Genomic DNA, 14,804 nt, shown 5'->3' with positions numbered 1-14,804 from the left:
CATGCGCACTGTGCACGAGATCCATGCCGCCGAACTGCCCAAGCGGGCCGACGAACTGCTGCGCGCCGGCCGTCGACTGGCCCTGGTCGCCGCCCACCACGACGAGGACCGGATCCGCGTGGTGTACCTCTTCGTCGCGGGACCGCCCGATACCCGTACCGAACTGCACGTACACCTCGACGCCGACCGGCCGGAGGTGCCGACGCTGGCCCACATGTCCTTCCCCGCAGGCCGGTTCGAGCGCGAAATGCGGGACCTCTTCGGGATCGTCCCCCGCGATCACCCCATGCCGCGCCGTCTGGTGCGCCACTTCCACTGGCCGCGCGGCTGGTACCCGATGCTCCCCGACGCCGGGCCCCCGCCGCCCTTCGCAGAGCAGGAAGGCCCCTACCCCTTCCTGGAGGTCGAAGGCGACGGCGTCTACGAAATCCCGGTCGGACCGGTGCACGCCGGGCTGATCGAGCCGGGCCACTTCCGCTTCTCCGTCGTCGGCGAGACCATCCTCAAACTCAAAGCCCGCCTGTGGTTCGTCCACAAAGGCATCGAAAAACTCTTCCAAGGCCGCAGCATCGCGGCCGGGCTGCCCCTCGCCGAACGGATCAGTGGCGACACCGCCGTCGGACACGCCCTCGCCTACTGCCTCGCCGTCGAAGAGGCCACCAGCACGGCGGTCCCGGCCACCGCCCAACGCGCCCGAGTCCTCCTCCTGGAGCTGGAGCGCCTGCACAACCATGTCGCCGACCTGGGCATGCTCTGCAACGACGTCGGCCACTCCATCCTCAACGCCCACGCCCAGCGGGTGCGGGAACAACTCCTGCGCCTGAACGCCGAGATCACCGGTCACCGTCTGCTGCGCGGCGGCGTCATGCCCGGTGGCGCAGCCCTGCACGCCCTGCCCGACCCGCGGCGGCTGAAGGCGATCGGCGCTGACATCCGCGAGATCGCGGGTCTCGCGCTCGACCAGTCCACCGTCCGTGACCGCTTCACCGACACCGCCGTCCTCACCGCAGAGGCCGCGCGGGACATCGGTTGCCTCGGTTACGTGGCCCGCGCCAGCGGCCTGCCCGGCACCGACGCCCGCCTCAGCCACCCCTTCACCGCGTACGACTCCGAGATCGCTGTCCCCGTCCGCGACACCGGCGACGTGCTCGCCCGCTTCCTCGTCCGCGCCGAGGAGATCGACGTCTCCCTTGCCCTGATCGAGCGCCTCACCGACGGCCTCGCCCCAGGTGCCGTCCTCGCGCCGACGCCCGCACCGGGCGTGGGGCCAGGAAGCGGCGTCGGCATCGTCGAGGGCTGGCGCGGCACCATCACCACCCGCATCGAGCTCGCCCCCAACGGCACTCTGGCCCGGGTCAAACCGGTCGACCCGTCGTTCTTCAACTGGCCCGCACTGCCCGTCGCCCTCGCCGACACCATCGTCCCGGACTTCCCACTGACCAATAAGAGCTTCAACCTCTCCTACGCCGGCAACGACCTATGAGGCGGCCCGCTACTTCGGCGCGTGCTCGCCCACGTAAAACAGAAGCCAGATGAAGCCGGCGAACAGGTGCGTTGCGAAGACGTAGACGAAGACGCGCAGCATGACGCCGCGTTCTTTCCACCTCTCCAGGTCCATCGGCTCCTCGGCTTGCTTCTCGGTTCCGTCATCGCTCATGGCCTTGCGTCTCCTGGGGTCTGTGGGTAAGGAATCCGGAACCGGACGAGCACGACCTTGCCGTCGTGATCCACGGCCGGTTCCGCGCTGACATCGCCGTCGTACATGTCGGTGAGCTCACTCACCGTCCGCAGACCCTCACCCGTTGCATCCGCGGCGAGGCAAGGGAGGCGAGAGTCCCCGTCGGTGACCGCAATCACCAGCTGTCCGGCACCGACGGTTATCCCGACATCCGTCACGGGAGTGTGCGCCGCATGCCGGATCACGTTGGCGACCAGCTCACTGGCCACCAACAGCACCGCATCAGCGAATGCAGAGTCCGCGGCGATGCCGACCTTCGGCAGGTGCTCAGCCACCGCCTGCCGAGCCTCCCGCACCGCCTCCGGCGCCACCCGGACAGACACGATGTACCGCTGGACCGCAGGCAAGGTGTGCTCGACTGCCGCCGCGGGCAAGTGCTTGCGCCACGGCCTGAACCTCTCCATCCCCATCACGGAGCCGCTTCCCTCTCCGCCTCGCGCAGCTCGGCCAGCAGCTCCTGCTGCCCAGCCAGCAGGACAGACAGGATGCGCCGCGCGGCAGCCAGCAGCTCCGCCACATCCCCGCCCGCCAGCTCGTACACCACCGTCGAACTCTCGCGGGTGGCCGTGACGATGCCCGACCGGCGCAGCACCGCCAGCTGCTGCGACAGGTTCGACGGCTCGATCTCGATCGCCGCAAGAAGATCACGGACCGGCATCGGCCCGCCCTGCAGCAGTTCCAGCACCCGTATCCGCACCGGATGCCCCAGCATCCGGAAGAACTCCGCCTTCGCCTCATACAGCGGAACCGGCACCTCGCTCACCCTCCTCCGCCCCCACGTCGATCCCGTGGTCGCTCGCGAGCCGAAGCGCATCGTCCAGCTCTTCCTGCGCCATCGCCGCGCCGTAGGCGTCCTCTGCCTCCAGCGCGGCCTCCAAGGCGGCCCGCGCTTCCCGGACACGCTCCAGCACCGCCTCGACGAACCCGCCCACGGCCACCCTTCCCACCTCGGCACCCTTGCCCGACTCGGCAACTAACAAATTGAAGAACTCTTCAATTCTACGCCCTGAGTGGTGCGGGGTACACCACCCGCATGCGCCCTGTGCCTGCCGCGGACCAGGACCGTGGGAAACGATCTTGATATGCGCGGGAAGTGATCACTTGTCAGCCTGTCGTCGGTCCTGATCAGCGCATCTCGTCGGTTGCCCTCACCGCGGCCTCCGGCCTGGTCGTAGCGGTCCGCATGTACGAGACCCAGCCCCGCCTGTGAGCGGACTGTCATGGTCTGCCCCGCTGTTGCCCCCGGCCAGCACCACGCCCGCCAACGCGCTCGGCACCTGATTGGTGCCGGCGCAACATCGGCCACGCCGAGCACTCGTCGGCGACCTCGGTGAGCTCAACACCACCGTCAAGGCCGCCGACCCCGCAGGCCCACCAAATACCGCCCGCCCTGACGACGGCGTCGGCGGAGGTGTTGTCGATGCAACACCTCCGAACGAGCGACGGAACCCGCGGCATCGACCGCCGCGTCATCGTGCCTGCCGAGCTGCCGCACAGCGCCTCTGCCGCGCGCCGCTTCTCGACCGACACCCCGGCGCCGGACCTGATCCGGGCCGCCCTGCTGTCCTGCGCAGTCGAGCTGGGAGAACTCCTGCGCGGCCGCCGCCAGGCGGCGAAGGCGGTGACACTCACGCTGACCTTCGCCGGAAGCGGCCAGTTGATCCGCAGCCGGCAGCTGCCGGGTGGGCCGTCCGCGCACACCGACGACCTTCGCGACCTCGCGTACGACCTATACCGGTCCATGGCGCTCCAGCGAGCTCGCGTACGGGCCGTGGCCATCAGAGGAGAGCAACTCGTCGCCGCCGAGACGGTGGCCGAGCAGCTGTCTCTGGACGCGATGCGGGAGGACCGGCTGCGCGCCGAGCGGGCGGTCGACGCGCTCAACCGAAGGTTCGGCCCGGGCACCGTGGGCCCGGCCGCCTCCCACCGTCACGCCGGCTGACGGCCCCGCATCGAGGAGCGTGCCGTGAGCAAGTGGCGGGATGCGGTGCAGGTGGACCCGATGACCGTGGGGGAGGAGCCGGTCAGCGTGGAGTTCTACAGGCCGCGCAAAGAGCCCGGGGTGCGGTTGCAGATGGCGGGACGGCCGTACTTCGGCTCAGCCGTGGAGCGCCGCGACTTCGCCGACGGCCGGATTCTCTTCGCGATGGGCCTGCGGCCCGCTGACCGGGTGGGCGCGAGGCGCCTGGGCTGGTTCTGGGCCGACGAGCACGCCATGGAATTCACCGCTCTCGAGCCCCATCCCATCGAGGACCGGGTGCTGCCCGGCGACGCGATCCGGCACCGACCCGTCCCCCAGGGCGACGCTGCGCCGGTGCCGGACATGGAGCCGTACGGACCTGTCCCCGCCATGCCGGTCCAGATCAGGGTGGGCGGCCTGTGGCATGACGCCCGGGCCAGCTGGCGCGTCCACGACCCCGCAGGCGACCAGATCATCGTGCGGATCTTTTTCAAGGACCGCGGCTGGCCGATGGCGCACTACCGCTGCTACTGGTGGGATCCGGCCGCGATTCGGGCTTGCTGCCCGCTCGTCAGCGACTGAGTTGCTCTTGCCTTGCCAGTCGGGCGCCCCGCCAATGGCCCAGAACCCCCAACACCCCGCTCGCCATGAACAGCCAGCATCGCCGTCTACTTGTAGGCCTGGCTCAGCGCCCAGATCGCCCAGACGATCACGGCCAGCGGAATCACGACGGCCGCGGCGCCGAGCGCGACACCCGCCCGCGCCCGGAAGCGATCGGCTCCCTCCCAGCCCCGCATCCTGCGCAGAGCGACGATGCCTGAGACGACCGCAGAGATCCCCACGGGCACGAAGAAGTACACGGGAAGAAAGCGGACCCACATCGGGACCGGGACGGGCAGCAAGGGGCAGACCATCATCGCGACGGCGACAGCACCCAGTACAAGCGACGTCGTACCCCGCGACTGCTGCCGCGCCGCCACCTGTTCACTCGATCCGGCCATCTGCTCAACGGAACTCATGCTCGGGATGCTAGGCAGCAGGTACCGCGCTCCGCTTGGGCGCGAGTACCTAGGTCGTCCTGAGTAGCCCGCAGCCGAATAGACGGCACGAGACCAGCGCAAGAGCGGGCAGCACCCCCACGGGTCTGTAAACCGCTGATGCTCCTAGCGCCGGACAGTCCGTCGGGTCCGTCAAGCGAGTTCGTCGTCGTGGCGGCGAGCCTTGACACTTCCGTCTGTAGCGGTCTTCTTCGCGGTCCCCTTGGGCTGGGGCATCTCGTGGACGGTCGCGTGCTCGCCACTCTCGCCGCGTGACCGGCGGGCGGCCGCGACACTCTCGTTGAGCGCGGCCATCAGGTCGACCAGCACAGGCTCTCTGGGTGCCGGTGCCTCAGCCCGGGACAGATGCCTGTCTTCGATCTTCGCTGTGATGACCTCTTCGAGGGCTTCCTTGTAGTGGTCGGTCAGGTCGCCCAGGTCCTCGGTGGTGAGCGCGTCGGTCTGGTCGAGCGCGCGCTGGAGCTCGTCAGCGGGCACGTCTGTCTCCCGCGGGGCGAGGGCGGCGGGGGAGCGGATCTCGTCACTGGCCAGAAGCTGGTGGAGAACCAGTACGCCGTCTTTGACCCTGAGGAGTCCGTACCGCTCGCGGTCCCGGAGCGCGAACTTGGTGATCGCCACCTTCGAGTTGCGCTGCAGTGCCTGGACGATGAGCGCGCACGGCCTGGCTGCGATGTGCCCGTTCGGGGCGAGGTAGTACGGCTTGCCGACCCTTAGGAGGTCGACGCTCTCATAGGGGTTGAAGCCCTGGACTTCGATGGCGCGGACGCTCTCCAGCGGCAGCGCGTCCAGTTCTTCGTCGGTGATCGCGACCAGCGAGCCATCGTCAAGTTCGTAGCCGCGGCCGATCTGGGTCAGGTCGAGGACCTTCCCGCACGCTTCGCAGATCTTGCGGTTGCGGATCCGCCAGCCGTCCGGCCATGGGGACCAACGGAACAGTCAGTATCGGCGAGAACGATCACGGCTGGGTGAGGGGCAGTCACGCGCTCTGTGTGGCTGCGGCCTTCTGCTCTCACCGACCCCCGGATGAACGAGGCGTCCCGGCGGGCCCACGACCTGCTGCGGGCCTACGCCGCACGGGATCGCGCCGCGATCGTCGAACACCTCACGCACCTGGAGGACGACCAGTTGGAGTTCGCCAGAGGCGTGACCGCGAACTTCTACAACGACACCCGGCAGCTGCTCCTGGACACCGGGCGTCCGTACATCCCGACGTCCCTCGTGCGTGAGGTCGACGCAGTGGCCCGCTTCACACCGGCCGAGCACGAGTTCGCGGTCATCGCGGCTGCCCGCCAACTGGTCCCGGACGAGGTGATGATGCGAGACCTCATCGCAGGGCGACAGCGCATGCCAGTCGGTGAACGATGTCGGAAAGCCGTGTGCGGGAGAACTGCATGCACGGTTTGAAGCGGCGGGGACTGGAAACGGAGTGGCAGCCACCGCTCCAGTCCCCGACCCTACTCAGATCGGGACAAAGCCCGGCGAGATGACGCGGAACGTTAGCGCGTTGTCGAATGCCGGCACGGACTCGCTGGCCGAGCCGGGTCGGTTGCGGAACCAGATGTCGCTCTCGCCCTCGAGCTGGAAGTCGTAGCGAAGCGCGATCCGCAAGAAGATCGAGTGACCGTCCCGGCGGAGGTCGGCCATGTTCGCCGCGAACGTCAGCCTCGCGCCCCAGCCAAAGAACTCGTCGACACTCGCCCGGCCCACCGGAATTACGTCATCGAGAAGGAAGAGGTCGAAGCTATACGAGTCCTCAGCCAGCCGCTCGCCGTTGCTGAGGGTGAGGGTCGCCTCAAGGAATCGCCAGCACTTCGACCACTTATCGTCCGCGTGCCAGATCGGGTGATACGGACCGGTCCAGCCCGAGACATCGCCGCCCAGTCGCACCTCGGGTTCGACCACGAAGACCGTCCGGTCCGTCCTCGGCATGCGCTCGGGCGGGAGGATGTAGGTGATCGCGAGGCCCACTGTGCCGGTGAAGAGGTCGTCGCTGGCGTAGCCGATGTGTCCAAAGATCCGATAGCGATCGCTGTCGACGTCGACGGTGAGGGTATCGCTCGGCGCGTTCACGAGCGTGCTCGTCTCGGTCCACGTCCACTCGCCCACGTGCGGTGGCTGGGCGAGGAAGATATCCGGGTCACGGGGGAGGGGACGAATAGGACCTTGCGGCGCAACGTCGACCGGCGGAAGACCGCGAGTTTCTAGCGGCATGAAGCCACGTACGGGCCACGCGGTGCCCTTGAGTTTCTCGAGCTCAGGCCTGATCTGCTCGATCTGAGCGCGACCACGCTCCTCGGGATCTGGGATCGCGGTCCCCAGCGCCTCGCGGGTCTCCTTGGTGAGCGACTTGCGCAACTCGGCGAGCGCGTAGCAGCCCTCCGGCTCTCTGACATCTGCGACGGAGGCGTTGAGGAGATCTATCGTCGCTCGTTCCGCATCGGTGAGCTGTACCCGATCGTTGCGCACGGTTTTGACGGTCTGCCTCGCGGAGCTCATTGATCTCCCTCTCGGATCCGGCGACTCAGGTCACAAAGACCTCAGAGTGAACTGTATGGGTAGATTCCAACCAGATCGGAACCGACCCTCCGGGGTCGGCTATCCACCCTCGCGCTCGTCATCGAAAGGCGACTCAACCGAGCTTGACTGTATTTCGTGGATCTAGGACAGGTACGCGGCGGACACCTGGACGTTGCCCGCCGCGGTACCGCCTGTCCCTCGTAGGTCACTGGAATTCCTGCGACGCGCGGGCCTGCCGGACGTTACTGAGTTTCGCCGCGCAATGTCGCGGAGTGATGCGAACTGAGCTGTGTAAACGGGCTTTCAGCGGGTGGCATCACACAGAGATCATTAGTGAGCGGAGCCCGCCGCCTCCGCGTGCAGCCGCAGTCGGCGGGTGGTGCGGCGACGAGTGGTTGCAGCGGTGGTGAGCCGTGTCCGAAGGCGGGCAGCGTGGGGCGAGGCTGCGCCGTACCTTCCGTCGGGTCGTTTCTGTAGGGGATAGGCCTCGTTGCCGGGTTCCGGCAGCCACGGTCCGGCGATCATTTTTGTTCCCGCGCCTGTCGTCACGAGCAGGTCAGGCTGCATGTATGCCGTCATGGAATTGATGTGGTTGCCGTCCGGCAGCGGCCCGTTTCTCGGGCTGGGCTGGTTGCTGTTCGTTGGTCTGGCGATGGTGGTCTGGGGCCGTTGGATGGCGCGGAGAGCCGCCGCGGGGCACGAGGTCCGGATCTGGTGCAGGCTGCATGGCTTCGCGCTGCCGTATCCCCGGCGCTTCGTCCGTGGACGCGTGCGGCTGCTGCCGCAGGCGGGCGTCGTGGAATTCCGACCGTACGGGCGCGAGGCCCTGCGGCTGGCGTGCGGCGGCACCGTGCAGCAGGTGAGCAAGGTGAAGTGGGGCGGCAGCGGCGGCGTGTGGGGGCATCGGGAGGTCGACTATCTACCTGTGCCAGAGGGCGGTGCCGTCCGGATCTGGGTGCCCACGCCGCACTCACGGACCCTGCTGGCGATGCTCACCACGGCTCCGGCAGTGCTGGCGAGTGCTCCACATGCTCCAGCTCGGGCAGGGTCGCCGCTCTGGCGTTTCCTGGGCGGCGAGCCCGTCGCCCTCTTCAGCAACTCGCGCTTGATGGTGGCGAAGAACGACTCGGCGAGCGCGTTGTCCCAGCACTGCCGGGTGCGGCCGACAGAATGCCGGATGCCGAACTCTTCGCTCAGAGCGGCGAATTCGGTGCAGGTGCATTGGCAGCCGCGGTCCGAGTGAAAGATCACTGAATGGCCTGGGCGACGCTGCTGGCAGGCAGTCCGCAGGGCATCGGCGACCAGCTCGGTTCGCAGGTGATCGGCGGTCGCCCATCCGACCACCCGGCGTGAGGTGATGTCGATGACGGTGGCCAGATAGAGCCAGCCCTCCTCGTTCGGGACATACGTAATGTCGCCGCACCAGCGGGTATCGAGGGCGGCCGAGTCCGGGGCGAAGTCCCGCCCGATCAGGTCCGGCCGGTCAGCGGCCCGTGGGTCGGAAATCGTGGTCTGGTGCTGTCGTCTGCGGTGCCGGCCCTGCAGCCCCGCGCCCCGCATCAGCCGGGCAACGCGGCATCGGCCGTACCGCTCGCCCTCCTGTTGCAGGACGACGTGAACGCGCGGAGCCCCATAGGCGCCGCGCGACCGCTCGTGCACTTCGGCGATCTCCTCGGTCAGCTCGGCGTCCCGGACCGCCCGAGGTCCGGGCCTGCCAGTGCGACGGGCATAGAAGGCTGGTTCGGGAGACTGCAGCAGTTCACATGCGCGCTTGACGTTGTGACCGTCTCGCTTCTCCGCCTCGATGAACGGATGCACCGTCACCGGGTCTCCTTCGCGAAGAAAGCCGTGGCCCGCTTGAGGATCTCGACGTCTTCGCGCAACCGGCAGTTCTCCCGCCGCAACGCGGCCAACTCCTCGCGCTCGCTGCTGGTCAGACCGTCACGCTCGCCCGCATCGACCTCGGCCTGACTGACCCACAGCAGCACCGCGGTCTCGGTCAGAGCGAAGTCCTTGGCCACCGGGCCGACCGAGCGGCCACCGCGCCAGCACAGCTCGACGATCTCGGCCTTGAACTCCGGCGTGAACGAACGGCGAGGCCAAGGCTTCTTCTTCCCCATGCTCTCCATGATGGACATCCTTCCGGGGCAGAACCCCTGATCTCAGGTGTCCGTCAAAGCGAATCAAGCCCACTCCGGCCATTCGCAAACCCATGCCATATCTGGGTTGGGGAGCCTCCTACACGTCATCCCAGGCCATCGAGCTCATCCTCCAGCCGGCAGGCGTCCGGACGAACTGGGTGGTCTTGCGGCCGGAGCCCTCGAACCACTCGCCGTCGAGGAAACCGGACTTGCGGTACTCGCTGAACCGGTGCGCGATCGACTCGAATATTTCGGTCCGCTCGGCGACTTCCCATTCGGAGAACTCCGTCAGCGTCCCATCGGTGAGGATTTTCTCCCGGGGCTCGACGAACGCGTCGAGGTCGTAGATCACGGGCTTGTCCCCGACGTTGCTGATAATCATTCCTTGTGGAATGAACACCTCACGGACAACGTTGACGTTCGGCCGGCTGCCGCCGGTGTTGGTGAACGCGCCGAGGAAGGCGCGCATCAGCTGGTCGAGCTCGGCCTTGACGTCGGACACGGGTACTCCTCGCACGGGTGACCACTCTTCGGAGAGGACCGACCAGATCTCGCTGTCGTGCCGCACGCCCCGGTACGCAGAGCGCTGCCGCAGCACACCATCGCGGGTCATCCCGAGTCGGCGCGCGGCTTTGATGCTGTGAGTGTTGCCAGCCATGGCCCACCATTCGACCCGGCTCATCCCGCGTTCCTTGAAAGCCCAGTCGATCAATGCCCGGCATGCCAGGGTCACCAGCCCGCGGCCTGCCCCGTCCGCCTCCAGCCAGCAGCCGATTTCGCACACTCCGGAGGTGGCGTCGAACTTCGTGAACATGACGCCGCCGACCAGCGTGCCGTCCAGCCAGATCCCATAGATCCGAGCGGTGTCCTTGGCCTGTCTGTCGGCGTACCTCTGGAGGACGGCGGTGGCGGAGGCGAGGTCGGTGCTGAACGTCGCCCAGGGTATCCAAGGGTCCACGTTGGGGCGGGCGCGGTCGATATGGGCGAGGAACTCCTGGGCGTGCCAGGGCTCCAGGGGGCGGAGCTGAGCGTTGTCACCGACCGGCAGTGCGAACAAGGATACCTCAATCCCGGGGTACGTAACGAGCGTTCGGCACGTAAGGTAGCAGCATGCCGCCCGCACCTGGAGATCGTGAAGCCCGCCGCGAGGACGTGTCCCAGGCGGTATGGCACGTACTCGCCGACAAGGGGTTCAGCGGGCTGACCCTGCGTGCCGTCGCCGCCGCGATGAGCGTCTCGACCGGGATGCTCATGCACTACTTCCCGACCAAGCGGGCCTTGATCGCGCATGCCCTGGACCTGCTGGAGAAGCGCACCGCGGAACGTCCCCGCCGCGAACGTCCCATCGAGGGCCTTGCCACCGTGCGAGCCATGCTGCTGGACATCCTGCCGCTGACTGCGGACGACACCGCCCGCAATCGCATCTGGGTCAGCTCCTGGGACCTTGCCCTCGCCGACGACGGGCTGGCCACGGACCAGGCCGACCGCTACACCCGACTGCGCTCAGCGATACGCCCGCATTTCGAAGCCGCCCGCAGCCTGGGCGAGATCCCCGCAACCGCCGCCCCGGAGCAACTCGCCGCCACCGCCGTCGCGTTCACCCACGGACTCGTCGTCCAAGCCCTCTTCGACCCCGTCCGCTTCCCCGAGGACGTACAGATCGCCATGCTCGACGACTTCCTCGCTTCGATCGCGCTGCCCCAGCCTGACGCCGGTGTCGGCAGGCCGGTCCCTGACCAGTAGGGCCAGGTAGCACCTCATCCCGCGATAGCTCTGCCTCACCGTTGATCGCGTTGTCGTTGTCGTGAGCGTGCCGGTGAATCACTGCGAGAACCCGGGGGCATCGTTCCAGAATCGCCAGGTGTCCACGGTGACGGCGACTGCGAACACCCGGTGCACGCCGCGGGGGTCGAAGTAGTGCGTCGACGGCTTAGAGGGCATCTGATCTGGGTTGCTGGTGGTTTGATCCGTTCAGGTGACTGCGGCAGCAGTGCGTCGTTGCTTGTTCCGTGAGTTCTCGGCGCCCGTATCGCAGTGACGTGTCCGATGCCCGATGGGCTTTGATCGAGCCGGTGTTCACGGCTTGGCGAGCGGGGCGGACCGGGCCAGGCACGGCCGCTCGAGTGCATGATCTGCGGGAGATCGTGAACGCGATCCTCTACGTGAACCGCACCGGTATCCCATGGGAGTACCTGCCGCACGACCTCCCGCCCTGCAAGACCGTTGAGGGGCCCTGCGCTTCTCGGACAGCGGTGTTGAGGGTTCTCTTTATGCCGCCGTCTGCAACTCCTCGTACTCGGCGTGGACTTCTGCGGGAGTCTTGTAGCCGAGGCCGGAGTGGAGGCGTTTTCGATTGTAGAACATCTCGATGTAGCGGACGATCGCCCGGTGGGCATGTGCGCGTGTTGGGAACGTAGTTCGGTGCACGAGTTCGTTCTTGAGGGCGCCGAAAAATGATTCAGCCATCGCATTGTCCCAACAAACACCGGTGCGGCCGACCGACGCTCGCAGGCCCAACGAGCGGAGCTTGCAACGAAGTTCCCGAGACGTGTATTGACTGCCGCGATCGGAATGAAATACGCAGCCTTCGGCGAGGTCGATGTTCCGGACTGCCATATCGAGTGCATCCGATATGAGAGAGGTCTTCATATGGTCGGCCATCGCCCAGCCGACCACAGCTTTGGTGTGGCAGTCGATGACGGTCGCGAGATACAGGAACCCGGCCCAGGTGTGAACATAGGTGATATCGCTGACCAGTTTGCGCCCGGGAGCGTCAGCGGTGAAGTCACGGGCCAGCAGGTCGGGCGTGGCCGGCGCCGCATCATCGGCGATCGTGGTCGCCCGCCAGGGCCGCGGCTGGCATGGCACCAGGCCGAGCTCGCGCATCAGCGCGCGGACCAGCTCCGCTCCGGCCTGCACGTTCATCCGCTGGAGCGCGGCGTGGACACGCCGGTAGCCGTAGGTCTCCTGAGAGTCAGAGAAGACCTTGAGGATGACGGCCCTCAGTTCCGCACGGCGCTTCGCGGTGGCCGACAATGGCCTGGACCTCCAGTGGTAGAAGCCCGACGTGGATACTCCCGCCCAGGTGCACATCTGCTGCACGGGAAAGTTGTCAGCCTCGCCGTCGATGAACTCGTACTTCTCCGTCACCGGTATTCCTGGGCGAAGAAGGCCGCCGCTTTTCCCAGGAACTCGGTCTTCATACGGAGTTCCCGGTTCTCGCGTTCCAGTTCGCGCAGGCGGGCGCGTTCGCTGATGTTCAGGGAGGCTCCTCCCCGGCGTGCTCTTGCCGGTACCGGCTGACCCAGGTGCCCAGCGTTCCCTCGTTCACTTGTATCTCTCGGGCGACCTCGGCGATCGGGCGGGACTCCACGACCACCATCTTGACCGCCTCGTCCCGAAACTCAGGACTGAACTTCCTACGCTTCTGTGCCACGTGCTCTCTCCGCCGTTCTGGACTTCGATCCTATGGGGACCGCTGTCCGAGAACTTCGGGGCGCCTCACGCCGACTAGGGGGCGTCTCGCCGATCATGCTCTGAGACAGACGCAGATCTAGAAAAAGGCGGAGCGTCCCCACGTACATCTGTGCACACTGGCACGCATGTTGATCGACATCTGGCCGCTCAAGGCGCTGCGTGTGCGGTCGCCCCGTCTTGAGTTGCGGCTTCCTTCCGAGGAAGAGCTCGCGGCGGTGGCCGAAGTGGCAGCACGAGGCGTGCATGCCCCCGGCACGCGTCCGTTTCTGACGCCGTGGACGGATCGTCCGCCGGTTGAGCTCGCTCGACACGTCGTGCAGCAGCATTGGAGCCGCTTGGGTTCATGGTCACCCGACGACTGGGCTCTGGAGCTCGTCGTGTTCTTCGAGGGACACCCCGTGGGCATCCAGGAGATGCGGGCTGAGAACTTCGGCATCCGACGCGAGATCGTCTCGGGTTCATGGCTGGGCGTTGATCACCAGGGCCAGGGGCTCGGCACTGAGATGCGGGTCGCCCTGCTGCACCTGGCGTTCGTGGAACTTGGCGCAGTGTTCGCCAGGTCGGCGTCCTTCACCGACAATCACGCATCGCTGGCCGTCTCTCGAAAGCTCGGCTACGAGCCTGACGGCCTATCTCGCGACGTCCTCGATGGACGGGTCGTCGAGTCTCAGTACTTGCGCCTCTCCCAGCAGGGTTGGAACTCTCAGAAGCATCTGCCCGTGACCGTGAGCGGACTGGCAGACTGTGCGGCCTTCTTTGGTATCGACGTTCACGCCACAGCCTCGGATCCCGCCAGGGCGTTGTGATCACGAGCGGAGCCAGATGAGGAGTGCGGCGGCCGTGATGGTGCCGAGGTATACGTATTGGCGCTTGTCATAGCGGGTAGCGACGGCTCGGAACTGTTTGATCTTGTTGATCGCTCGCTCGACGGTGTTCCTGGCTTTGTACCGGGTCTTGTCGAAGCCCGGCGGTCGGCCGCCGTCCGAGCCTTTGCGCTGACGGGCGGTTCTGGAGCTGCTTTTCTCCGGGATGACGTGTCGGATGCCGCGTCGTCTCAGGTAGGAGCGGATCAGGTTGTTGCTGTACGCCTTGTCGGCGGCGACGCTGTCAGGCAGCCGTCTGGGCCGGCCTGTGCCGAGGCGGGGGACGCGGATCTTGTCCATGACGGGCTCGAACTGGGTGCAGTCCGCGCGCTGGCCGGGGGTGAGGATCAGGGAGAGCGGGCGGCATCTGCCGTCTGCGCTCAGGTGGATCTTCGTGGTCAGTCCGCCGCGGGAGCGGCCGAGAGCCTCGCCCGCCGCACCGCCTCCGCCAGGAACAGTCTCAGGCGGATGTGCGTGCGCATGTGAACTGATCTTTGCAGGGCCCCCTTTGAGACACCGGCAGGTGCCGGTGGCGGATCGGTCGGGGCGCCGGCGGCGTGCTGGTGGGCGCGGATCGAGGTGGAGTCGACGTTGATGTTCCAGTCGAGGTCGCCTGCTGAGTCGGCGACGGCCTGGACGTGCTGGAGCAGTCGTTCCCAGGTGCCGTCGGCCGACCACAGCGCATGGCGTTTGTGGACGGTCTTCCACGGGCCGAAGCGTTCGGGCAGCTTGCGCCACTGACAGCCGGTACCGAGCCGGTGGATGATCCCGTTGATCACCTGACGGTGGTCCCGCCACCGGCCGCACCTGTTGTTGCCCCTGGGCAGCAGCGGCTCGCCCACTCTCCGTCCGTGAGATCCCCCCTGCTGAGCATGACCAGAACAACGAGTCACTGATCGAAGAGACACCCCCTAGGAGCAACAGGGCTTACAGACCTGTGGAGGCGCTGCCCGCTCTTGCGCTGGTCTCGTGCCGTCTATTCGGCTGCGGGCTACTCAGGACGACCTAGGTACTCGCGCCCAAGCGGAGCGCGGTACCTGCTGCCTAGCA

General features: G+C 67.0%; 16 protein-coding genes and 3 pseudogenes. 7 read left to right on the top strand and 12 right to left on the bottom strand.

Translation table 11 applies throughout. The features are described from left to right. Window position 1 precedes the first annotated feature (1 nt). On the top strand, window positions 2–1,483 hold the full coding sequence (locus OHA61_RS00210) for an NADH-quinone oxidoreductase subunit C (RefSeq protein ID WP_406301082.1): 1,482 nt from the start codon (window positions 2–4) through the stop codon (window positions 1,481–1,483). Between the two features lie 9 nt (window positions 1,484–1,492). Here OHA61_RS00210 and OHA61_RS00205 read toward each other — a convergent pair whose 3' ends face one another. Genes OHA61_RS00205 through OHA61_RS00190 form a run of 4 tightly spaced genes read right to left on the bottom strand, consistent with a single transcriptional unit; the run spans window position 1,493 to window position 2,685 of the window. Then, a complete protein-coding gene (locus OHA61_RS00205; RefSeq protein ID WP_266486505.1) occupies window positions 1,493–1,618 on the bottom strand; it encodes a DUF6126 family protein in 126 nt (41 codons plus the stop codon). A 35-nt stretch (window positions 1,619–1,653) separates the two neighbouring features. After that, window positions 1,654–2,142: an ATP-binding protein gene (locus OHA61_RS00200; protein WP_406301081.1), complete on the bottom strand. Its 489-nt coding sequence runs from the start codon at window positions 2,140–2,142 to the stop codon at window positions 1,654–1,656. Window positions 2,143–2,147: 5 nt separating this feature from the next. Further along, window positions 2,148–2,492, bottom strand: coding sequence for an ArsR/SmtB family transcription factor (locus OHA61_RS00195; protein WP_406301080.1), 345 nt, complete (start codon window positions 2,490–2,492; stop codon window positions 2,148–2,150). Next, a complete protein-coding gene (locus tag OHA61_RS00190; protein ID WP_406301079.1) occupies window positions 2,473–2,685 on the bottom strand; it encodes a hypothetical protein in 213 nt (70 codons plus the stop codon). Before OHA61_RS00190 ends, OHA61_RS00195 begins: the two co-directional genes overlap by 20 nt. A gap of 473 nt (window positions 2,686–3,158) precedes the next feature. On the opposite strand from OHA61_RS00190, the gene OHA61_RS00185 reads away from it, so the two are divergent. Both OHA61_RS00185 and OHA61_RS00180 read left to right on the top strand, forming a co-directional pair. Further along, the gene (locus OHA61_RS00185; protein ID WP_406301078.1) at window positions 3,159–3,680 is read left to right on the top strand and encodes a hypothetical protein; all 522 of its coding nucleotides are present in this window, start codon (window positions 3,159–3,161) and stop codon (window positions 3,678–3,680) included. A 24-nt stretch (window positions 3,681–3,704) separates the two neighbouring features. Next, a complete protein-coding gene (locus OHA61_RS00180; RefSeq protein ID WP_406301077.1) occupies window positions 3,705–4,280 on the top strand; it encodes a hypothetical protein in 576 nt (191 codons plus the stop codon). 86 nt (window positions 4,281–4,366) lie between these two features. Here the strand turns inward: OHA61_RS00180 and OHA61_RS00175 are convergent, their stop codons facing one another. Beyond that, window positions 4,367–4,717 carry a hypothetical protein gene (locus OHA61_RS00175; protein WP_406301076.1) on the bottom strand — a complete coding sequence of 117 codons (351 nt, stop codon included), beginning with the start codon at window positions 4,715–4,717 and terminating at the stop codon, window positions 4,367–4,369. A gap of 171 nt (window positions 4,718–4,888) precedes the next feature. Continuing rightward, window positions 4,889–5,656 carry a Ku protein gene (locus OHA61_RS00170; RefSeq protein WP_406307238.1) on the bottom strand — a complete coding sequence of 256 codons (768 nt, stop codon included), beginning with the start codon at window positions 5,654–5,656 and terminating at the stop codon, window positions 4,889–4,891. A 123-nt stretch (window positions 5,657–5,779) separates the two neighbouring features. Here OHA61_RS00170 and OHA61_RS00165 point away from each other — a divergent pair, with 123 nt between their 5' ends. After that, complete coding sequence (locus tag OHA61_RS00165; RefSeq protein WP_406301075.1) at window positions 5,780–6,160, top strand: hypothetical protein; 381 nt, start codon at window positions 5,780–5,782, stop codon at window positions 6,158–6,160. Between the two features lie 54 nt (window positions 6,161–6,214). Here OHA61_RS00165 and OHA61_RS00160 read toward each other — a convergent pair whose 3' ends face one another. The 4 genes from OHA61_RS00160 to OHA61_RS00145 form a co-directional block, all read right to left on the bottom strand. After that, on the bottom strand, window positions 6,215–7,252 hold the full coding sequence (locus tag OHA61_RS00160; protein WP_406301074.1) for a hypothetical protein: 1,038 nt from the start codon (window positions 7,250–7,252) through the stop codon (window positions 6,215–6,217). A 936-nt stretch (window positions 7,253–8,188) separates the two neighbouring features. Beyond that, window positions 8,189–9,091 carry an IS3 family transposase gene (locus OHA61_RS00155; RefSeq protein ID WP_406307237.1) on the bottom strand — a complete coding sequence of 301 codons (903 nt, stop codon included), beginning with the start codon at window positions 9,089–9,091 and terminating at the stop codon, window positions 8,189–8,191. Between the two features lie 2 nt (window positions 9,092–9,093). Next, the gene (locus OHA61_RS00150; protein ID WP_406301073.1) at window positions 9,094–9,402 is read right to left on the bottom strand and encodes a transposase; all 309 of its coding nucleotides are present in this window, start codon (window positions 9,400–9,402) and stop codon (window positions 9,094–9,096) included. 109 nt (window positions 9,403–9,511) lie between these two features. Next, window positions 9,512–10,471: a GNAT family N-acetyltransferase gene (locus OHA61_RS00145; protein ID WP_406301072.1), complete on the bottom strand. Its 960-nt coding sequence runs from the start codon at window positions 10,469–10,471 to the stop codon at window positions 9,512–9,514. 53 nt (window positions 10,472–10,524) lie between these two features. Between OHA61_RS00145 and OHA61_RS00140 the strand changes: the two genes are divergently transcribed. Then, window positions 10,525–11,157, top strand: a complete 633-nt coding sequence (locus tag OHA61_RS00140) for a TetR/AcrR family transcriptional regulator (protein WP_406301071.1) — start codon at window positions 10,525–10,527, stop codon at window positions 11,155–11,157. Between the two features lie 266 nt (window positions 11,158–11,423). Beyond that, a pseudogene (locus OHA61_RS00135) lies at window positions 11,424–11,639 on the top strand (transposase); the annotation flags it as partial. 43 nt (window positions 11,640–11,682) lie between these two features. Here OHA61_RS00135 and OHA61_RS00130 read toward each other — a convergent pair. Further along, a pseudogene (locus tag OHA61_RS00130) lies at window positions 11,683–12,850 on the bottom strand (IS3 family transposase). Window positions 12,851–13,016: 166 nt separating this feature from the next. Here OHA61_RS00130 and OHA61_RS00125 point away from each other — a divergent pair. Beyond that, window positions 13,017–13,697: a GNAT family N-acetyltransferase gene (locus OHA61_RS00125; RefSeq protein ID WP_406301070.1), complete on the top strand. Its 681-nt coding sequence runs from the start codon at window positions 13,017–13,019 to the stop codon at window positions 13,695–13,697. Here OHA61_RS00125 and OHA61_RS00120 read toward each other — a convergent pair. Next, a pseudogene (locus OHA61_RS00120) lies at window positions 13,698–14,628 on the bottom strand (IS5 family transposase). Window positions 14,629–14,804 lie beyond the last annotated feature (176 nt).

The sequence above is a fragment of the Streptomyces sp. NBC_00885 genome (genome assembly GCF_045207475.1).
Classification (GTDB): domain Bacteria; phylum Actinomycetota; class Actinomycetes; order Streptomycetales; family Streptomycetaceae; genus Streptomyces.
The sequence above is the reverse complement of the archived record's forward strand: the minus strand, read 5'-3'. Positions and strand labels throughout refer to the sequence as shown.